The 18,160-nt window shown below is 40.7% G+C and carries 15 protein-coding genes; 6 read left to right on the top strand and 9 right to left on the bottom strand.

The genetic code is table 11. The annotated features are described in order from the left end of the window. Positions 1-34 precede the first annotated feature (34 nt). Entirely contained in the window at positions 35-1,876 is a 1,842-nt protein-coding gene (locus ACMUMK_RS02470; protein ID WP_414699541.1) for a choice-of-anchor I family protein, read from the top strand. A 108-nt stretch (positions 1,877-1,984) separates the two neighbouring features. Here ACMUMK_RS02470 and ACMUMK_RS02465 read toward each other — a convergent pair whose 3' ends face one another. Further along, complete coding sequence (locus ACMUMK_RS02465; RefSeq protein WP_414699540.1) at positions 1,985-2,422, bottom strand: DUF3010 family protein; 438 nt, start codon at positions 2,420-2,422, stop codon at positions 1,985-1,987. 149 nt (positions 2,423-2,571) lie between these two features. Here ACMUMK_RS02465 and ACMUMK_RS02460 point away from each other — a divergent pair, with 149 nt between their 5' ends. Then, entirely contained in the window at positions 2,572-3,528 is a 957-nt protein-coding gene (locus ACMUMK_RS02460) for a hypothetical protein (protein WP_414699539.1), read from the top strand. A gap of 47 nt (positions 3,529-3,575) precedes the next feature. Here the strand turns inward: ACMUMK_RS02460 and ACMUMK_RS02455 are convergent, their stop codons facing one another. Continuing rightward, entirely contained in the window at positions 3,576-4,973 is a 1,398-nt protein-coding gene (locus ACMUMK_RS02455; protein WP_414699538.1) for a PhoH family protein, read from the bottom strand. 301 nt (positions 4,974-5,274) lie between these two features. On the opposite strand from ACMUMK_RS02455, the gene rapA reads away from it, so the two are divergent. From rapA to ACMUMK_RS02435, 4 genes are all read left to right on the top strand, one after another. Further along, positions 5,275-8,109 (top strand): RNA polymerase-associated protein RapA, encoded by a 2,835-nt coding sequence (rapA, locus tag ACMUMK_RS02450; protein ID WP_414699537.1) that lies wholly within the window; start codon positions 5,275-5,277, stop codon positions 8,107-8,109. A 7-nt stretch (positions 8,110-8,116) separates the two neighbouring features. After that, positions 8,117-8,773, top strand: coding sequence for an RluA family pseudouridine synthase (locus ACMUMK_RS02445; RefSeq protein WP_414699536.1), 657 nt, complete (start codon positions 8,117-8,119; stop codon positions 8,771-8,773). A 152-nt stretch (positions 8,774-8,925) separates the two neighbouring features. Next, complete coding sequence (locus tag ACMUMK_RS02440; RefSeq protein ID WP_414700316.1) at positions 8,926-9,825, top strand: DUF3530 family protein; 900 nt, start codon at positions 8,926-8,928, stop codon at positions 9,823-9,825. Positions 9,826-10,071: 246 nt separating this feature from the next. Next, positions 10,072-10,287, top strand: coding sequence for a hypothetical protein (locus ACMUMK_RS02435; protein ID WP_414699535.1), 216 nt, complete (start codon positions 10,072-10,074; stop codon positions 10,285-10,287). On the opposite strand, the gene ACMUMK_RS02430 is transcribed toward ACMUMK_RS02435, so the two are convergent. From ACMUMK_RS02430 to rppH, 7 genes are read right to left on the bottom strand one after another with little or no spacing between them, the layout of a single operon-like run. Beyond that, positions 10,288-11,541 carry an AmpG family muropeptide MFS transporter gene (locus ACMUMK_RS02430; protein WP_414699534.1) on the bottom strand — a complete coding sequence of 418 codons (1,254 nt, stop codon included), beginning with the start codon at positions 11,539-11,541 and terminating at the stop codon, positions 10,288-10,290. It abuts the gene before it with no gap. 43 nt (positions 11,542-11,584) lie between these two features. Continuing rightward, on the bottom strand, positions 11,585-12,538 hold the full coding sequence (locus ACMUMK_RS02425) for a diguanylate cyclase (protein ID WP_414699533.1): 954 nt from the start codon (positions 12,536-12,538) through the stop codon (positions 11,585-11,587). A gap of 12 nt (positions 12,539-12,550) precedes the next feature. Then, positions 12,551-13,564 carry a response regulator gene (locus ACMUMK_RS02420; protein ID WP_414699532.1) on the bottom strand — a complete coding sequence of 338 codons (1,014 nt, stop codon included), beginning with the start codon at positions 13,562-13,564 and terminating at the stop codon, positions 12,551-12,553. Positions 13,565-13,603: 39 nt separating this feature from the next. Next, on the bottom strand, positions 13,604-14,437 hold the full coding sequence (locus tag ACMUMK_RS02415) for a thymidylate synthase (RefSeq protein ID WP_414699531.1): 834 nt from the start codon (positions 14,435-14,437) through the stop codon (positions 13,604-13,606). A gap of 23 nt (positions 14,438-14,460) precedes the next feature. Further along, a complete protein-coding gene (locus ACMUMK_RS02410) occupies positions 14,461-15,261 on the bottom strand; it encodes a sulfite exporter TauE/SafE family protein (RefSeq protein ID WP_414699530.1) in 801 nt (266 codons plus the stop codon). Between the two features lie 32 nt (positions 15,262-15,293). After that, a complete protein-coding gene (gene ptsP / locus ACMUMK_RS02405) occupies positions 15,294-17,582 on the bottom strand; it encodes a phosphoenolpyruvate--protein phosphotransferase (protein ID WP_414699529.1) in 2,289 nt (762 codons plus the stop codon). Between the two features lie 43 nt (positions 17,583-17,625). Beyond that, positions 17,626-18,156, bottom strand: coding sequence for an RNA pyrophosphohydrolase (gene rppH / locus ACMUMK_RS02400; protein ID WP_414699528.1), 531 nt, complete (start codon positions 18,154-18,156; stop codon positions 17,626-17,628). Between the last annotated feature and the right edge of the window lie 4 nt (positions 18,157-18,160).

Here is an 18,160-nt window from a genome sequence, read left to right as displayed (position 1 = left end):
CGTCATAATTAACAAATGAGTAAGGAATCCAATAGTGTCAAAATCAACTTTTTTTAGCAAAACGGCAATCGCCTTAGCGATTACTTTATCAATCACCGGGTGCGCCTTAGAGGGCGACGACGGTGCCGATGGTGTAGCTGGAGCCCAAGGAGAAACAGGAGCTGATGGCCTAGACGGAGCAGACGGTGCCGATGCAAATGCCGGAATAGAATTAAGCCTAGTGGGCCGTATTCAGCTTAACGAAAACGACCCTGAAGGTGCAGCTGAAATCGTTCAATATCACGCAGCTACCAATACTATCTATGCAATCAATAGTGCAGCTGATGAGCCAACTGTAGAAGTCATTGATGCTTCTTCAATTACATCTGAAGCGGTTTCAAACCCTCTTACTGCCAACAACATGACATCTAATGCACTTGTACTGCCGACCACTCAAGATGGCGTTGAACTTGACGGCCCAACCAGTGTAGCGGTTTATGGCGACTTAATGGCTATTGCAGTACCTGCAAGCGCTAAAGCAAACAATGGTTTTGTATTGTTCTATAACGGATTAGACACTAGTGCACCTGCATTTATGAAAGCCGTTGAAGTGGGTAACCTGCCAGATATGGTTACCTTTACTCCAGATGGCACTAAAGCCATAGCAGCTAATGAAGGTGAACCTAGCGGTGATTATAACATCGACCCAGAGGGTTCTATTTCTGTCATTACTATCACAGATAGCATACCTGCAGATACTGCAATAGCGATAGATTTCACCGACTTCAATGGTCAACAAGAAACCCTTGAAGCACAGGGCATGCACTTCCCTAACCCTTCAGGTAGAACCATAAACGGTACGTTAATCGACACTAGTGTTGCGCAAGATTTAGAGCCTGAATATATCACTGCTACAAATGAATTTGCCTATGTAGCCTTACAAGAAAACAACGGTTTATCCATAGTAGACTTGTCTGATTACAGTGTTGAAATTGTAGGTTTAGGGTTTAAAGATTGGAGCCAATATCAACTAGATGGTATGGAAGATGGTACCGTTAGTTTTGGCCAATATGAGGATGTTTATGGCATGTACATGCCAGATACTATTGCCTCTTTTGAGTGGAAAGACGCGACTTTCATTGTTTCTGCTAACGAAGGTGATGCACGAGAGTATTTTTTCGACACATTAAACGCTGACGGTGAGCAAGACGAAGACCTATGTGAAGCAGCTGGCGGTGTAGATTTTGATGACGATGACGGTTGTTTATCTTACACAGATGAAACCCAAGCTAGACGTTTAGAGTATGCCCCTGGTTCAAACCTTGAAACAATAGCAGGTGATGATCCTGAAGATGACGACTTCACAAGTTACCCACTTGGACGCTTAACTGTGACTTCTGCTTTAGGTGATAGTGATGACGATGGCGAATACGAAGCAATATACGCTTACGGCGCGCGTTCTTTCACTATCTGGGATGCTAATGGCTTAGTTGTATTTGACTCGGGCGATGACTTTGAACGTATCACTGCCTCAATTCACGGCGACGCTTTTAACAACAATAATGATGCCAATGAAGGCGACTCACGCTCTGCCAACAAAGGGCCAGAGCCAGAAGCTTTAACAATAGGTGTAGTGGGCGATAAAACCTATGCATTTATTGGCCTAGAACGCATGGGTGGGATTTTTGTTTACGATATTACCAACCCTTACAGTGCAGAGTTTGTTGATTATGTGATCAACCGAGACCTAACTGAAGATGGCGATATCATAGGAGATAGCGCTCCAGAAGGTATGGTGTTTGTAGACGCTGATACCAGCCCAACTGGCAATGCTTTGGTTATAATAGGTAATGAAATTAGCGGTACAGTATCTGTTTGGCAAGTAGCTGAAAAGTAAGCTAGGCGCTATGCAATTATTTTTATTGAACTAGTTCATACATAAAATAAAAAACGCCGTTATTTGCAAAAATAACGGCGTTTTTGTTTGCTATTTTAAACTTACTTTTTATAAGTCGTATTTATCTTTCATCAAGTAGGCAAAAGCGGTATTAAACGCCACCTCTTGGAACATTTTTAAACCTGTTTCTGCCATAGGAACATGTACAGGGTTACGCTTTAAAGACTCTTTAATCGCCACCGGGCTAATGACTTCTACGTCTACATCTTGCAATAACTCTAATGCTGCTTCTAATTTAAAACCTACAGCTCCACCAGCAAACTTGCCTTTCATGGGACGCTGGCGGATGACTATTTTGTCAATTTTGTAATCTGTCACTAGTTGAGCAAATGACTTTTGAAAGTAACGTATATCTTTACTAACGGCATCTTTTGGTAAAGTAAACTTACGAGCACGGCAATCTGGAATTTGAAACACCTCATCATCCAAAGATAAAAGACACACATTTGCATCATTCCCACTCAACTCAACACCACATACTCGCATTATTTCTCTCCCAAACTTAATTGCAGCGAGTATACCTCAAAGTCGCATTAACCACAGCTTTCACTATGATTTTTATAACGGCTTAGCCCAATGCCAACAGAAAATGCTATGCTGAAATAGCACTAGTCTAGGAAAACAGGAAAATAACTATGTATAAAAATACTAATGTATTCAGGCGCACCCTAGTTCTTTTTATACTGTTTATTTCACTACCTATTCAGAGCGAGCAAATCTATTTCAATAAATCTAAAGATGGTACAGACCTTAACTTCCATTACCAGTGGACAGATAGCGAAGATGAAATTTCAATATTAGATTTCACCATACCTGCTAAAAGCTTAAATACTAAAAACCATAAGCGCTTTGTTGCCGATTTAGCACAGCAGTATGTGTATATAGAATTGCACAAAGAAGCCCGTAACATAGACCCTAGAGAAGCGAGGATTCAAATCCATAAGATAGGTCAGGATGTTCAAGTTCAAGTCAAAAGCCGCTCCAGCAAGCTTTTAACAAAATGGCAGCAATCAATGGCGATAAGTCAAGAGAAGGCGTTCGACCAATATCTTGAAGACAACTACTATAGCCGCTTCCACTCCTATTTAGGGCAAGAAGCCGTGAAGCCAGACCATATACGCTACATTAACGAAAACAAACTCGCTTTAATGCCAATTGCACAAGCAATCTATAAAATGGTTCCAGAAAACAGTGAGCCAAGGGTGTATATCAATTTATTACTTAGTTGGGTTCAAAGCATTCCATATGATGAACTTCAAGATCGCATGACTTCAAATGGTGCGGGCTACCTGCCACCGCTTTCAGTGATAGCTAATAACATTGGCGATTGCGACAGTAAAAGTGTGCTTATGGCAAGTTTAATCAGGGCTCTGCTCCCTAATGTGGAAATGGTAATGGTGTACCTACCAAACCATGCTTTATTAGGCGTTAAACTCCCCCTGAGCCCATCAGAAAAAACCTATGAAATAGATGGGGTTGGTTATACTCTGATGGAACCAACAGGCCCCGCAAAGATACCTCTTTCTAACATTTCGAACACTAGCCGAAGTAATATACTGTCGAGAATGTATAGCTATGAAAAAGTGATTTAGCCCCATTACTCAGATAACAGGGCCTAACATTTCACTTAAAAATAAACTTACAATTGCTCTTCAGCAAATTCAGCTAAACGACTACGTACCACTCCATCTAAGTTCAAAGTAGCACTGCCTGAAAAGTTTTTAAACTTCTCGACTAAATAGGTTAAACCAGACGTTACCGCACTTAAGTAGTTACTATCAATTTGTGCCAAGTTACCACTACAAATCAACTTAGTGCCCTCGCCACAGCGTGTAATAATGGTTTTCAGCTGTGATGCAGTCAGGTTTTGTGACTCATCCAAAATCACAATCGCATTTTGAATACTACGGCCACGCATAAAGTTAACAGACTTAAACTGAATGTTAGCTTTTTCCATAATGTAGCTCATGGAGCCTTTGGTATTTTCATCGTTTTTGTGTAGCACTTCTAATGAGTCAGTTATAGCCGCTAACCAAGGCGCCATTTTTTCTTCTTCAGTACCCGGTAAAAAACCAATAGACTCTGCGATTTCTGGTGTGCTGCGGGTCACTATAATTTTGTCGTACATATTCTTCTCTACGACCATTTCCAATGCAGCCGCTAAAGCAAGCAAGGTTTTACCACTGCCAGCAGGCCCAGTTAGCACCACCAAATCTATATGTGGGTCTAAAAGGGCATGCAATCCCATGGCTTGTCCGATATTTTTAGGATGAATTCCCCAAGCTTTGTGGCTCATTAGTCGGTCGTAACCTAAATCTAAAACTTCTAAATAATCGCCATTGATAGACTCAACCAAGCCCGCAAAACTCTTACTCTCGTCGATTAGAAATTCATTTACATAGGCTTCAGGTAGCACTTTTTTCTCAATTGTGTGGATCGTGTCCCTGCCTTCCGTTCTACTATCAACAGCCTTAATTACATCCCAAAAATTACCAGAGAACTCATGGTAACCCTTAGACAAATATTTAATATCCGTGACAAGTTGGTCGGTGCGATAATCTTCTACATGGGCAAGCCCTGCTCCTTTGGCTTTTAAACGCATGTTAATGTCTTTGGTAACCAGAACAATCTGAGTTGGATGTTGTGATTTTTGTAGATAAAGGGCGCTATTAATGATGCGGTTATCATTTTCATTACTAGTAAAAACCTGTTGCGATACAGGCATGCCATGGTCAACAAAAATAGAAAGCTTACCTGTTGGAGCGGTTTCACCTGCTCCTAAGCCTTCCATAGATACCCCCTGCATAAGCTCTTCAGGTGTGGCTTCATGTAGTAGGTCTTCCATAGCTCTAATGGAAATACGAGCATCTCTGGCTACATCTTTTTTGCTATCTTTGATGTAATCAAGCTCTTCTAGGACTGTCATGGGAACGACAACGTCATGTTCTTTAAAGGATAAAAATGCGAGGGGTTCGTGGAGGAGAATATTGGTATCTAAAACATAAATTTTTGAATCTAGTGCTGCTTTTTTTTGCATCCGACGCTCCTAAATTTACAGATAAAGGCCTGCCAGCTAAACGAATTTTGAAAAACATAAGATGCAGTAAACAACTGAGTCTAAGAATCTATGCCAAACACACACATTTAACTACAGGTTTACGAATGGGTTACCACCCAAACTAATTTTCAAATTAGTTAATACCAACAATAAACCACTTTCTTCTGACAATCATCTATTTTTAAACAGTATAAAATTTTATTTTTGCTACAATGCGCGCCCTTCAGTTTAGGGTTACCAAGTAGCTCTAGCAGCCACTATTTTATAAGTGAGGGTACAAATGGCGAAGCAAGATATGTTAGCACTTGGGCAACGTTGGCTCAGTGACACGGAAACTGAGTTAGGCTTAGGAACTATTGTGTTAATCGAAGCCCGTACAGTCACTGTGTTATTTCCTGCAACAGGTGAAACCCGAGTCTACGCCTCACAAACCGCCCCCCTTACCCGTATTAAGTTTGACTTAGGTGATACAGTAAAAAGCCACGAAGGGTGGGAGCTCATAGTAAAACATCTTGAGGAAAAAGATGGGCAGCTTACCTATGTTGGTGTTCGCACAGATAATCAAGAAACCGTGACCTTAAAAGAAACCTTCGTAGACCATCACTTTCAGCTTAATCAACCAGAACAACGTTTACTCAACGGCCAATTCGATGATCCTAAATGGTTCGATTTACGAGAGCAGTGTTTAACTCATCAGTTTACTCATAGTACCTCTCCTTTGTTGGGCTTTGTGGGTGCAAGAGTTGACCTTATCCCTCACCAATTACATATAGCCTCAGAAGTAGGTCAACGCCATGGACCTAGAGTATTACTTGCCGATGAAGTAGGCCTAGGAAAAACCATCGAGGCGGCTTTAATTATCCATCAACAACTATTAACAGAGCGAGCTCAAAGAGTATTAATAGTGGTGCCATCTAGCCTAGTCCATCAATGGTTAGTAGAAATGTTACGTCGCGTAAACTTGGCATTTTCTGTGTTTGATGCAGAGCGTTGTGAAGCTATGGCAGAAGATGCCAATAACCCATTTGAAGCTGAGCAATTAATCATTTGTAGCCTAGATTTTCTAACCCATAATAGCCGCTACTATCAGCAAGCATTAGAAGCACAATGGGATTTGATGGTAGTAGATGAAGCTCATCATTTGACTTGGTCTGAAGGTCAACCCTCACAAGAGTATCAAGTCATTGAAGGCCTAGCTAATGTTACCAAGGGTGTGTTGTTACTCACAGCTACTCCAGATCAACTTGGACATGATAGCCACTTTGCTCGTTTACGTTTGCTAGACCCAGCACGTTTTCATGATTATCAAAGCTTTGTAAATGAAGAAAAGCAATATAGTCAGTTAGCTAAGGCTATAAACCCGCTAATTCACGGTGAAACACTCTCTACACAGGACATAGACGCGATTAGACATTTTGCCGACACCGATATGTTAGAAGGTATTAACACCGCGAGCACTGAACAAAAAACCAAGTTACTGCATACACTTTTAGACCGCCATGGCACTGGACGTTTGTTATTTAGAAATAGTCGAGCTGGGGTAAAAGGTTTTCCAAAGCGTCAACTCTTTAGTTCTGGATTAACGCTTCCAAAGGAATTTGAAGCCATTCTTGCCAGTGAACCAGATAATATACAATTGCAACTGACTCCCGAAAGACACCCTGATTTAGTAAACAGTTGGACCGAGATAGACCCTAGAGTTGAGTGGTTTATTTCCCAGTTAAAATCACTAAAAGGTAAAAAGGTACTTACTATATGTGCCAATGCGAGTACCGCATTACAATTATCTGAAGCTCTGCGTATAAAAGCCGGAACAAGATCCACTGTTTTTCACGAAGGTATGAGTATTGTTGACCGTGACAAAGCGGCCAATTATTTTGCACAAGCCGATGATGGCGCCCAAGTACTTATTTGTAGCGAAATAGGCAGTGAAGGAAGAAACTTTCAATTTGCCCACCACCTGATTTTATTTGATTTACCCTTAGTGCCTGATTTACTGGAACAACGTATAGGCCGCCTAGATAGAATCGGCCAAAAACATGACGTATGTATCCATGTTCCTTATTTTGATATGAGTGCTCAACAAGTATTACTAGATTGGTACCATCAAGGCTTAGGGGCTTTTGAGCACACCTGTCCAACTGGAATGACAGTTTATGAAGAAACCGAAGAGCTGCTATTAGAGTGCATCCAGCATCCAGAGAATTCAGAAAGGAATTATCAGTTAATCAATCAAACTGCTTTACTGCATAAAGATTTGAAGAAAAAGCTAGAACAAGGTCGAGACAAGCTATTAGAACTCAACTCCTCTGGCCAAGGCCGTATCGATGCATTCTTAACACAACTCAATGATGCAGAAGACTCCCCTACCCTTGAGTTATTTATGACTCGTTTGTTTGATAGCTTAGGAGTGTTACAAGAAGAACACGATGAAAGCTGTTACCTGTTAAAACCCACCGAAAAAATGATAGGGCCATTACCGGGTTTAGATGAAGAAGGCATGACCATCACCTACGAAAGGCCAACAGCTACTCTTTTAGAGCATGTACAATTTTTAAGCTGGGATCACCCCATGATACAACATGCAATGGACACGCTAACCACTGATGTCACAGGAAAAAGTGCTGTCGCTTTGTGTCAAGACAAGTCCAAACCAGCAGGAAGCTACTGGTTAGAATGTTTATTCGTGCTATCAGCTAAGGCTGACAAAGGCCTGCAACTTTCGCGGTTCTTGCCCCCCACGCCAGTCAAAGTCTGTTTAGATGCGAACCAAGCATTAACAGACAAGCGTTTTACACAATTAAACTCAGTGTTACCTAAAATGGGGAACCAGCTCATCAATGCCCTTAAACCCCAACTTGAAAAGTGTTTAGAGCACAGTCATGTATACGCTGAAAAAACCGCACAGCATATAAAAAGCCAACGCATAGCTGAAATGAAAGAGCAACTGGGTGACGAGCTAAGCCGTCTAAAAAGCTTACAAAAAGTAAACCCAGCTATTCGAGATGACGAAATCGATTACCTAACGCAACAAATCACCAGTTTAGAAAAGGTAATGCATAGTGCTAAATTAAACCTAGAAGCCGTACGCTTCATAGTGAATAATCCCCAGTAGGTCTAGTATGGCACTTCTAAATTACTCTCCTCCAACTCGGCCGTATCTGGATATTGTCTATCAGGATGATGATATTGTGCTCTTAAATAAACCCAGTGGATTACTTAGTGTTCCAGGTAAGGCTAAAGAGCACTTCGACTCCTTACAGACTAGAGTGCAATTAGTATTTCCAACAGCGACTGTAGTACACCGGCTTGATATGGCCACCTCAGGTTTAATGCTAATGGCACTCAATAAGCATGCCCACCGCCATATATCTAAACAATTTGAGCTCAGAGAAACATCTAAAACCTACCATGCTGTGGTGTTTGGCATAATGAACAATGACAGTGGAGAGGTTAACCTACCACTAATTTGTGACTGGCCTAACCGCCCAAAACAAATGGTAGACCATGAGCGTGGTAAAAAAGCCCTCACTAAATGGCGTGTAATCGAAAGGTATACTGACAGTACACGTGTTGAGTTAAGTCCCATTACAGGAAGGTCTCATCAATTGCGAGTTCATATGCTTAGCCTTGACCACCCAATTATAGGTGACAAGCTATATGCACATAGCCAAGCCCTAAAAATGGCACCTAGGCTCAACTTACATGCAACTAACTTAAGTTTTCGCCACCCAAACACCGAAAAAGTAATGACTTTTGCAACACAGGTGCCGTTTTAACCCCCCTGCTCTTATGCAAATACCTTTTGCTGTATAAAAAGCTCTTAAGCTAGCGCTGCTAAACATAACAGTCTTTATTTTTGCAGTTTGGAATTAAAGAACTGAAAGGTATATTCCGATAACCCCTATATACCCTCTTATGAGCCAATAACATCTTTAAATATCTAACGATTAGTTCATTTATAATTTTAACGTTTATAAGTGAAGCCGCTCCAGATACCCAACTGTTAAAAACGTTGGACTTAGAGCGTGCACTATTTTCAGAAGAGTACAAAGACTTTACCCTAGGTGATAGACAAGCTATTTACTTGGTACAAGAAAATACCACGGCAATAGCTTTAGGGGTCGCGATTATGATCCCCGAAAGTGGAAGGCCAATAATAGGGCAAAAGGGATTGCAACCGCTGGCTAATGAACTTAATAAGTTAGGCTGGGTAACCTTACTAATGCCCGCGCCAGAAGTTGGTTTTTTGCAGCTAACCACTGAACCACCAGCAAACAACACGGACCAAGAAGGTACTAATGTAGCGCCAGAATCAATGGCCAATTCCGATAAAACGGCGTCAATTCAAAATATCTCAGATTTAAATAAATCTGCTATGACTCAACTTAACCCTGAAGCATTTTCGTTACATGAGAAAGAGTTAATAGCCATCTTGCAGGAGTCCGCAAGGCAAGCAGCTAATTACCCTGGCTTTTTTATTGTCATTGCTCAAGGAACATCAGCCGCTTGGATGACTAAAATATATTCTGAGAAAAAATTAGACATTCCAGATGCACTTGTGACCATTAGTCCCTTCTGGCCTGAGAGAAAACTTAATGACTCTTTGCCTTTGTTAATGGCTAACACTCCTATGCCGGTATTAGATTTATTCAGTGAAAATGATAATAGCTGGGCGCGACAAACAGTAGAACTAAGAAAAATATCAGCCACTAAATCCTTAAAATTGCAGTACCGTCAACGCTCAATTATGGGATACCTTTACACTCAACAAAGTAACCTTTACCTCAGTAAGGAAATCTATGGCTGGACCACATACATGGGGTGGTAGGCACCAAACGCCATTCACTTTTTACAAACTGAATTGTGCAAAGATTGTGTAAAGATCCCACCCTTTCAAGAAAAACAAGTAATAATGTCTATACTTGATTTAGGTAAGCAATACGGTTGAATTTCACTGGTGTCTAGTGTTAATACTTTTATAAACCAAAAATCTAAACAGCTGATTTATTTCGTCAGGGGCTTTTTAAATAATAAAATCCCTTACAGTGAATTAGACTTACATTTTTGGGATACCATGGAAGAGTGGTCTCAAATTCAAAAAGACAAGCATCAAGCTTACGAAAAAACCGAACATGTATTTTGGCATGTACTACATCAAATTCACTACTGGCCACAAGACGTTCTGTTGCAAGACATATTTTTAAGAGAAGAGCTAGAAACCTGCTTAGATTGTTTAGAGAACAAAGGTAAGTACCCACTTCCTCTAGACTGCATAGGTATTAGGCCTTAATTATTGCGGTTTTGTTTCTACTTTATTCCCGTTCCAAGGTGCAATTTTAAATAGCATCAGCATTCCCGGTATTGCGCATAAAAAACAAATTACAAAAAACTGAGTGTAACCTACTGATTCAATAACAAACCCAGTCGTAGCACTCACAAATGTTCTGGGTATCACCGCAATACTAGACAGCAAGGCAAATTGTGTTGCAGTAAAATGCTTATTCGTTGAACTTGCCATAAATGCAATCAAAGCAACCGACCCTAAACCTACGCCCAAGTACTCTAACCCACTAGCTAAAGCCAAAACAAAGTGGTTATAGCCCACCACAGACAAGAGTACATAACCTAAGATAGACACAATTTGAAATGCACCAAAAACCCAAAGACTACGATTAATACCTAACTTCACCATAGCCAAACCACCAATAATAGTTCCTATTGTGGCCCCTAGTGTTTTTGATACTTTCGCAATTGAGCCTATTTCTACTGTCGTAAAGCCCATATCCATAAAAAACGGCGTTTCTAACGCAGTGGCCATGCTATCGCCTAATTTATATAAGATGATAAAGAACAGGATCCACAAAGCGTTCTGCCAACCACTTCGCTCAAAAAACTCTTTAAATGGCTCTACCACTGCAAGTTTTAACGTTTGAGGCTCCTCCCCTGGTTTAGAGGACTCTTTAATCAATAACGTTGTCACTAAGCCCACTAACATAAATACAGCGATCGACAAATGAGCAACAGACCAAGGGAAAAAGCCTGCTAAGATCATTGCCAAAGAACCAGGTACAAATGAAGAAATTCGATAAGCTTGGGCATAAAAAGCATTACCTGCACCTAGCTCGTCATCGGGCAGGATTTCTCGGCGATAAGCATCGATAACTATATCTTGACTGGCACTAAAAAAGGCAATTGCAGAAACAATGATAATTATGCTTTGTAACTGGCTAGCCGGGTCAAACAAAGAAAGTGATCCCATTAAAGCAATTAAGCCTAACTGAGTGACAAACATCCAGCCTCTGCGGCGGCCAAAAAATGGCAGAACAAACCTATCCATAACGGGTGACCATAAAAATTTCCAGGTATATGGAAACAGCACCAAGTTAATTAAACCAATAGTCGCCAAATCAATTTCAGCAGAACGTAACCAAGCAGGTACGAACTGAATAAGTAGGTAAAGAGGTAAACCAGATGAAAAGCCAGTGGTAATACACACTAGCATTCGTTTATTTAAAATCGCTTCTTTGAAAGTCTTCTTAGTCATTAAGTCACATTATTATTAAAATTTTAACTTCCGAGAGGGGAGATTACTCAGCTATAACAACCTTATTTCTACCCGACTCCTTGGCTTGATATAAGGCATTATCGGCGGCTGCTAACCATTCGGTGTATGATTTATATGACTCATTAAAACCTGCTATACCAACACTCACAGTGTAACTAATTTCAATATCACCATGGATGACCGGCTTTTTTTCCGCAAAGCGGCGAATACGTTGTGCCACAAACTCTACATTCTCCACCGGGGTATCAGGTAAAATGATAGCAAACTCTTCACCACCATATCGCCCTACCAAATCGGTTCCGCGAGTTGCTTTTCTGATCACATTAGCAAATGACTTGATAACACTATCTCCAGCTGGGTGGCCATAGGTGTCATTTATATGCTTAAAGTGATCAAGGTCTAACATCACAAGCGCAGAGGGCACTTCAGTTCTTTTATCTCGAGCATACTCCATCACTAATTGCTCTTCCCAGTATTGTCTGTTGTATAAACCCGTCAAGCCATCTGTACGGCTCATTTTTTCTAGCTGTTTATTTAAAGACTCTATGCGTAGCCTTCCCATAGCCTCATCCGTTACATCATAGATAACCAAACAAATCTGCTCGACTTGACCTGTTAATGACGCCAACGGAAAAATAGTAATATTCTGGAACATATATTCCGATTGGGATGTTATCGGTCGATTACAGTCAAAACGAAACAAGTAAGGTCTCTGTTCCCAGATAATAAAAACAGGACTTTTTAGAGTAAAAGCTGGTTGAGCTTTGCGAGTAAACCAACGCTCGTCTATTTCAGGGAAAAACTCAAACAAGCTCTTATCTTGGATCATCCCTGGAACGATACTACTATGGTTTTCCATAAACTGGTTCCATACTTTGACATTATAGTTTCTATCTAAAACTACAATTCCAACCTCAATCGAACCAAGGAGATCATGCTTCCAATGCATTTCAGCTAAACTACTATCAATTGCCATTACAAAGCCTTATTAATTGTTTTTTACTAGCTTATCGAACACTAGATCGATAGATTTCTGCGGGAATAAAAGCAATAAATCAAAATTTATTTCTTGGCTTTTAATCGAATATGCAATTTCAATTGCAAGCATATCTTCCTGACGATCTGTGGTGGTTTTTAGGATTTCATCTAAATCACAATGCCGCCCTAAAATAATAGGATGATTATGACTGAAAACTGAATGTAACTGCTCTGAAAGCGCCCTTAAGCAAGCACCGATTAAAATATTTGATACGTCCATCAATGCTTCTAACTCAAAAGAAGCATCACTCTCACCTTCTGTGTATTTCAGCAACTTCACCATATTTGCAAAGTTCGAATCATTAAAAATGACTAAGGCCTCACCATTGATTCCCGCACTAATAAACCCTTGAGATACAGCAGAGACACTCTCATTACACTGAATATCGGCAATTGCCATATGCAGCTCTGTGTTAGTGATTAAGTTAACATTTGGAATAGGTAAATCAATGAACTCTCCCAAGAGCTTAGCTAAGCTTTCTCCCGCTTGCCCCATAGCCACATTGGCCATTTCTCGATAGGCATCTAACTGCTCATCGATTGAATTCTTAGTCACAGGGGCTACGTCTTGAACTCTCTGAGATGTTTCAAAATCTCCAGAATATAGACCATACTGAACGAGGATCTCCGCTAATTTAGCATTATCCGTAGGTTTACGAATAAAATCCAAAGCCCCCATTTTTAACATGCGCGTCCGAGCTTCTGGTTGCACATCACCAGAAACCACAATAACCATAGTCGGTAAATCTTCTTCTTTAATTGCCTGCATGGTTTCGTAGCCGTCCATGACAGGCATATTAAGATCTAAAAACATCACATCGGCTTTACCTGCTCGAATCAATTGCAAGGCTTCTAAGCCATTCTCAGCAAAGCTAATCTCTACATCCCAACCATCGGGAATGGATCGTTGCATTTGTTTACGAGCAAAACTCGAATCATCACAAATCAGTACGGGTGTCGTCATATTGACATGTCACTCAGTTATTATTTAAAGGTTTCAAAACTAAATCGCTACTGGCGCTTTTATATGGTCATGGGCTTGATAATTTTGTAATTCAAAATCATCAATTTTAAAAGCGAATATATCTTTTACATTAGGATTAATACGCATATTAGGCAAGGGGTGAGGCGTACGACTTAACTGTAACTTTGCCTGCTCTAAATGATTTGAGTACAAATGGGCATCTCCAAAAGTATGCACAAAGTCACCGAGCTCTAAATCACACACCTGTGCCAACATCATAGTCAGCAAAGCATAACTAGCAATATTAAAGGGCACACCAAGGAAAATATCACCACTTCTTTGGTATAACTGACAAGACAGCTTACCTTCCAATACATAAAACTGAAACATAGTATGACAAGGAGGTAAAGCTTGTCGTCCCTGGGCTGCGTTTTCCTTCGGAGAAAAACTCGTATCTGGTAATACAGCCGGGTTCCAAGCACTAACAATCAAACGCCTAGAATCGGGGTTCGTTTTAATCTGCTCGACTAACTCACTAATTTGGTCAACAACTTGGCCATCGGCGCCTTCCCAGCTGCGCCATTGCTTACCATAAACTGGCCCTAACTCTCCGGAGTCAGTGGCCCATTCATCCCAAATTTTAACTTTGTTTTCAGTTAGGTACTGGGTGTTAGTCTCACCTTTAAGAAACCACAATAATTCGTGAATAATGGAGCGTAAGTGGCACTTCTTAGTGGTAACAAGTGGAAACCCCTTGCTTAAATCGAACCTCATTTGATAACCAAAAACACTAATGGTGCCGGTTCCTGTGCGGTCTTCCTTTTTTACACCATTGTCCAAAACATGGCGCATTAAATCTAAATACTGTTGCATTTCATCTTTCTCTTACTTTGGTATCAACCAAATAACATTACCAAGCTTACAAAAGTCAAAAATCCTGCAAAGACTTTTTTAAGTACACTTGTATCTAACTTTTGACTGACTCTAGCCCCAATGCCGGCTGTTAAAACAGACGTGATAACTATACCCACTGCAGCAGGTAAATATATATAACCAAAAGAAAATTCTGGCAAGTGAACATTATTCCACCCCGCTTGAACAAAACTTAAAGAGCCGAATATAGCAATAACAACACCGCATACAGAAGCACAGCCAATGGATTTTTTAATAGATATATTGAACCACACAAGGGACGGCACCATGATTGACCCACCACCGATCCCCATTAACGAGGACAAAAATCCAGCAAACAAGCCAACCCCAGTCAACTTAGACTTACTCGCCTCTTGATTTGACGCTTTGCGTTTCCCAAATAACATATAGCAAGCAATCCCGAATACCAAAAAGGCAAAGATAGATTTTAGTAACTCTCCAGATATATGGCTTGCCAACTGTGCACCCAAAATCGCGCCCAAGGCAATACCCAAACCACTCCAAGTGGTAATAAACCAATCGACATTTCCTAGTTTATAATGGGTTCGTGATGCCGAAAATCCAGTTAGAATAATAGTGAACAATGATGTGGCGATTGCCATAGGCATGGCATGAGATAAATCTAAACCGAGCTCTGTTATTAACAAGTGAAGTAAAATAGGTACGATAATTAGACCACCACCTATCCCTAATAACCCAGCCATGAAACCAACCACAGCTCCGATAAGTAAACAAAATAAAAATATAGTAACAAATGGTTCCACTGTTTATTAGCACTCCGATAAATGGATAAACGTTAGTTTCCTGCTCTAACTAGGCCACCAAGGCCTGTTTCTTCTAAAAATAGATTAACCTCAGTTCTAACGTCTGCTGGGTTATTTAGCGTGACCACTTTTGCAAGTAACTGCTCTGCTTCACTTAAATATATATTGCGTATTATCCATTTAACTTTTAACAAATTATGGGTGTTCATACTTAACTTACGGTACCCCATAGCCACCAATAACACGACTCCACCAGGCTCACCAGCTAATTCACCACATACGGTAACTGGTACATTTAACGCACCAGATGTCTTGGCTATCGTGTGCAGTGCAGATAAAACAGCGGGGTGATAACTATCATAAAGGCCTGAGACACGAGCATTATTACGGTCAACTGCCAATAGATATTGGGTTAAATCATTACTACCTACAGAAAAGAAATCTACAATTTTTGCAAGTTGTGGCAACTGATATAAAACAGCTGGCACTTCTAACATCACACCAATTTTTGGCATGTTAAGCTTGACGCCTTTTTCTTCTGCTTCTTCATACACTTCATTAAACGCTTGGCGTATCAAGCGCTTTGCTTCACTCACTTCACTTACTGAGGTGATCATCGGAAGCATGATATTTAGGTTTTCCAAATCAAAACTTGCTTTTAACATCGCACGAATTTGTACTAGGAAAATTTCTGGATGATCTAAAGTCAAACGGATCCCACGCCATCCAAGAAAAGGATTCTCCTCGACAATGGGAAAATATGATAAAGGCTTATCGCCTCCCACATCCAAGGTACGCATTGTAAACTGTTTCTCAGGCTCTGAACTTAAAAGCCCCTTATATAACTCTACCTGCTCTTGTTCTGTTGGAAAGCGTTGGCGCATCATGAATGGAATTTCAGTACGGAATAACCCCACACCATCAGAATAAGGATTATTGCTTACTTCAGTTTCAAGAGATAACCCCGAATTAACCAAAAGACTCATCGCGCAACCATCTTTGGTGAGCGCAGGTAACGTATCCTCTGAATGGATACGCTCTGATAGCAACTGCTCTTCGAGTATAAGCTGATCAAATTCTTGGCGTATCGTCACATTAGGTGACACAATTACATCGCCAGTATAACCATCAAGCAGTATTTCTTTATCTCGGAGCATGGCAATAGGCACATTGTCGAGCCCCATAACCGCTGGCACTCCCATAGCTCTTGCCATAATGGCAGCATGGGAGTTGTTGGAACCTCTAATAGAAATAATTCCTACCAACTTTTCACTTGGAAACTCTGCCAGCATGACAGCTGTTACTTCTTCGGCAATTAAAATAGTTTGATCGTAGGGCTCACGAGTAATAGGCTCATTGGCACTAATGCCTATAATATTTGCTAAAACTCGATTCCCCATATCCTCTATATCTACTGCTCTTTCGCGCATATAGGGATCATTCATTGATTGAAACTGGCGAATAAAGCTTTCAATAACCATTTTTAAAGAGGTTGGCGCATCCCAGCCTTTTTTAATCTCTTTTTCGACATCTCGGCCTAAACTATTCGCGTCTAGTAAATGATGATAAAGCTGAAAGATGGCTTGTACATCATCTGGAACTTCACCTTGCACACGATCAGACAATACAGCCATGTCCTCTTGAGTTTTCTTAACCGCCTGTCTGTAATGCTGTATTTCTTGCTGTGTTTGATTACTTCTTTTTGGAAGGTGATTACGAATATTGACCAACAAGTTTTGAATGTAACCAAACCCCACAGCCAATCCTGAAGAGCCGGGCACACCTTGCATAGCTTTTTGCCAATCTTTAGGAATATTCTCTTGCAGTAAGTTGATCGAGCCTCGCGCTTTGGCATTGGATATTTCTACAGCCAACTGCATTGCTAAGGTGACTAAAAAGGCTTCTTCATCTTCACTAAATCGTCTTTTTTTCTGTTGCTGTAGAGTTATGACTCCTAAGACTTTTCTCTGATGAATAATTGGCGCACCTAAAAACGCGTGGTAATCATCTTCTTGGACTTCTGGATAGTGTTTAAAACGAGGGTGATGAGGTGCATCGCTAATGTTAATAGGCTCTTCTCGTTGAGCTGTTAATCCAACTAAACCTTCGGAAAAGCCAATCTTAACCTGACCAACAGCAGACTTAGCCAGCCCTTCTGTGGCAAATAACAAAAAATGTTGTTGGTCGTAATCTGCTAAGTAGATACTGCAGGAGTCTACCTTCAATGCTTCTTTTAATCTGTCAGCTAGACAATTCAGAGCATCGTCTAGCACAGGGGTTTGGTTCACTTCTTGAACAATACGTTTGAGTGTAGTCAGCATTAGGCTCTGTTATCTCTCAGTTTTGTATCAACAAGTGACACTATTATGCCTTACGTCGGCGCTTTGATTTTTGCGAATTCCCTTGATTCGCTACCCCATTATCTGGCATGGCTGTTAACGAAAACTCTTTCATTACACGGCGATACACATCCCGTTTAAAAGATACAACATTACGAACAGGGTACCAATAGCTTACCCAGCGCCAGTCATCAAACTCGGGATGTCCAGAATGTAACAGATCTACATCGCATTCTTTACAAACAAGCTGCAACAAAAACCATTTCTGCTTCTGACCAATACATACAGGATTACTTCCCTGTCTAACCAAGCGTTTAGGTAACTTGTAACGTAACCAATTTTTGGTAACACCCAGAATTTTAACATGCTCTGGTTTGAGTCCTACCTCTTCATTTAGCTCGCGATACATAGTTTGTTCGGCAGTTTCACCTTCATCGATTCCGCCTTGCGGAAACTGCCAGGAATGTTGCCCATAGCGCCTTGCCCAAAAAACCTGTCCCATTTGATTGCAAATCACTATGCCAACATTAGCGCGGAATCCTTCGGCATCAATCACTTAG

The organism is Paraglaciecola sp. 2405UD69-4 (genome assembly GCF_047525415.1).
Lineage (GTDB): Bacteria > Pseudomonadota > Gammaproteobacteria > Enterobacterales > Alteromonadaceae > Paraglaciecola.
This window is presented reverse-complemented; position numbering and strand designations above follow the sequence as displayed.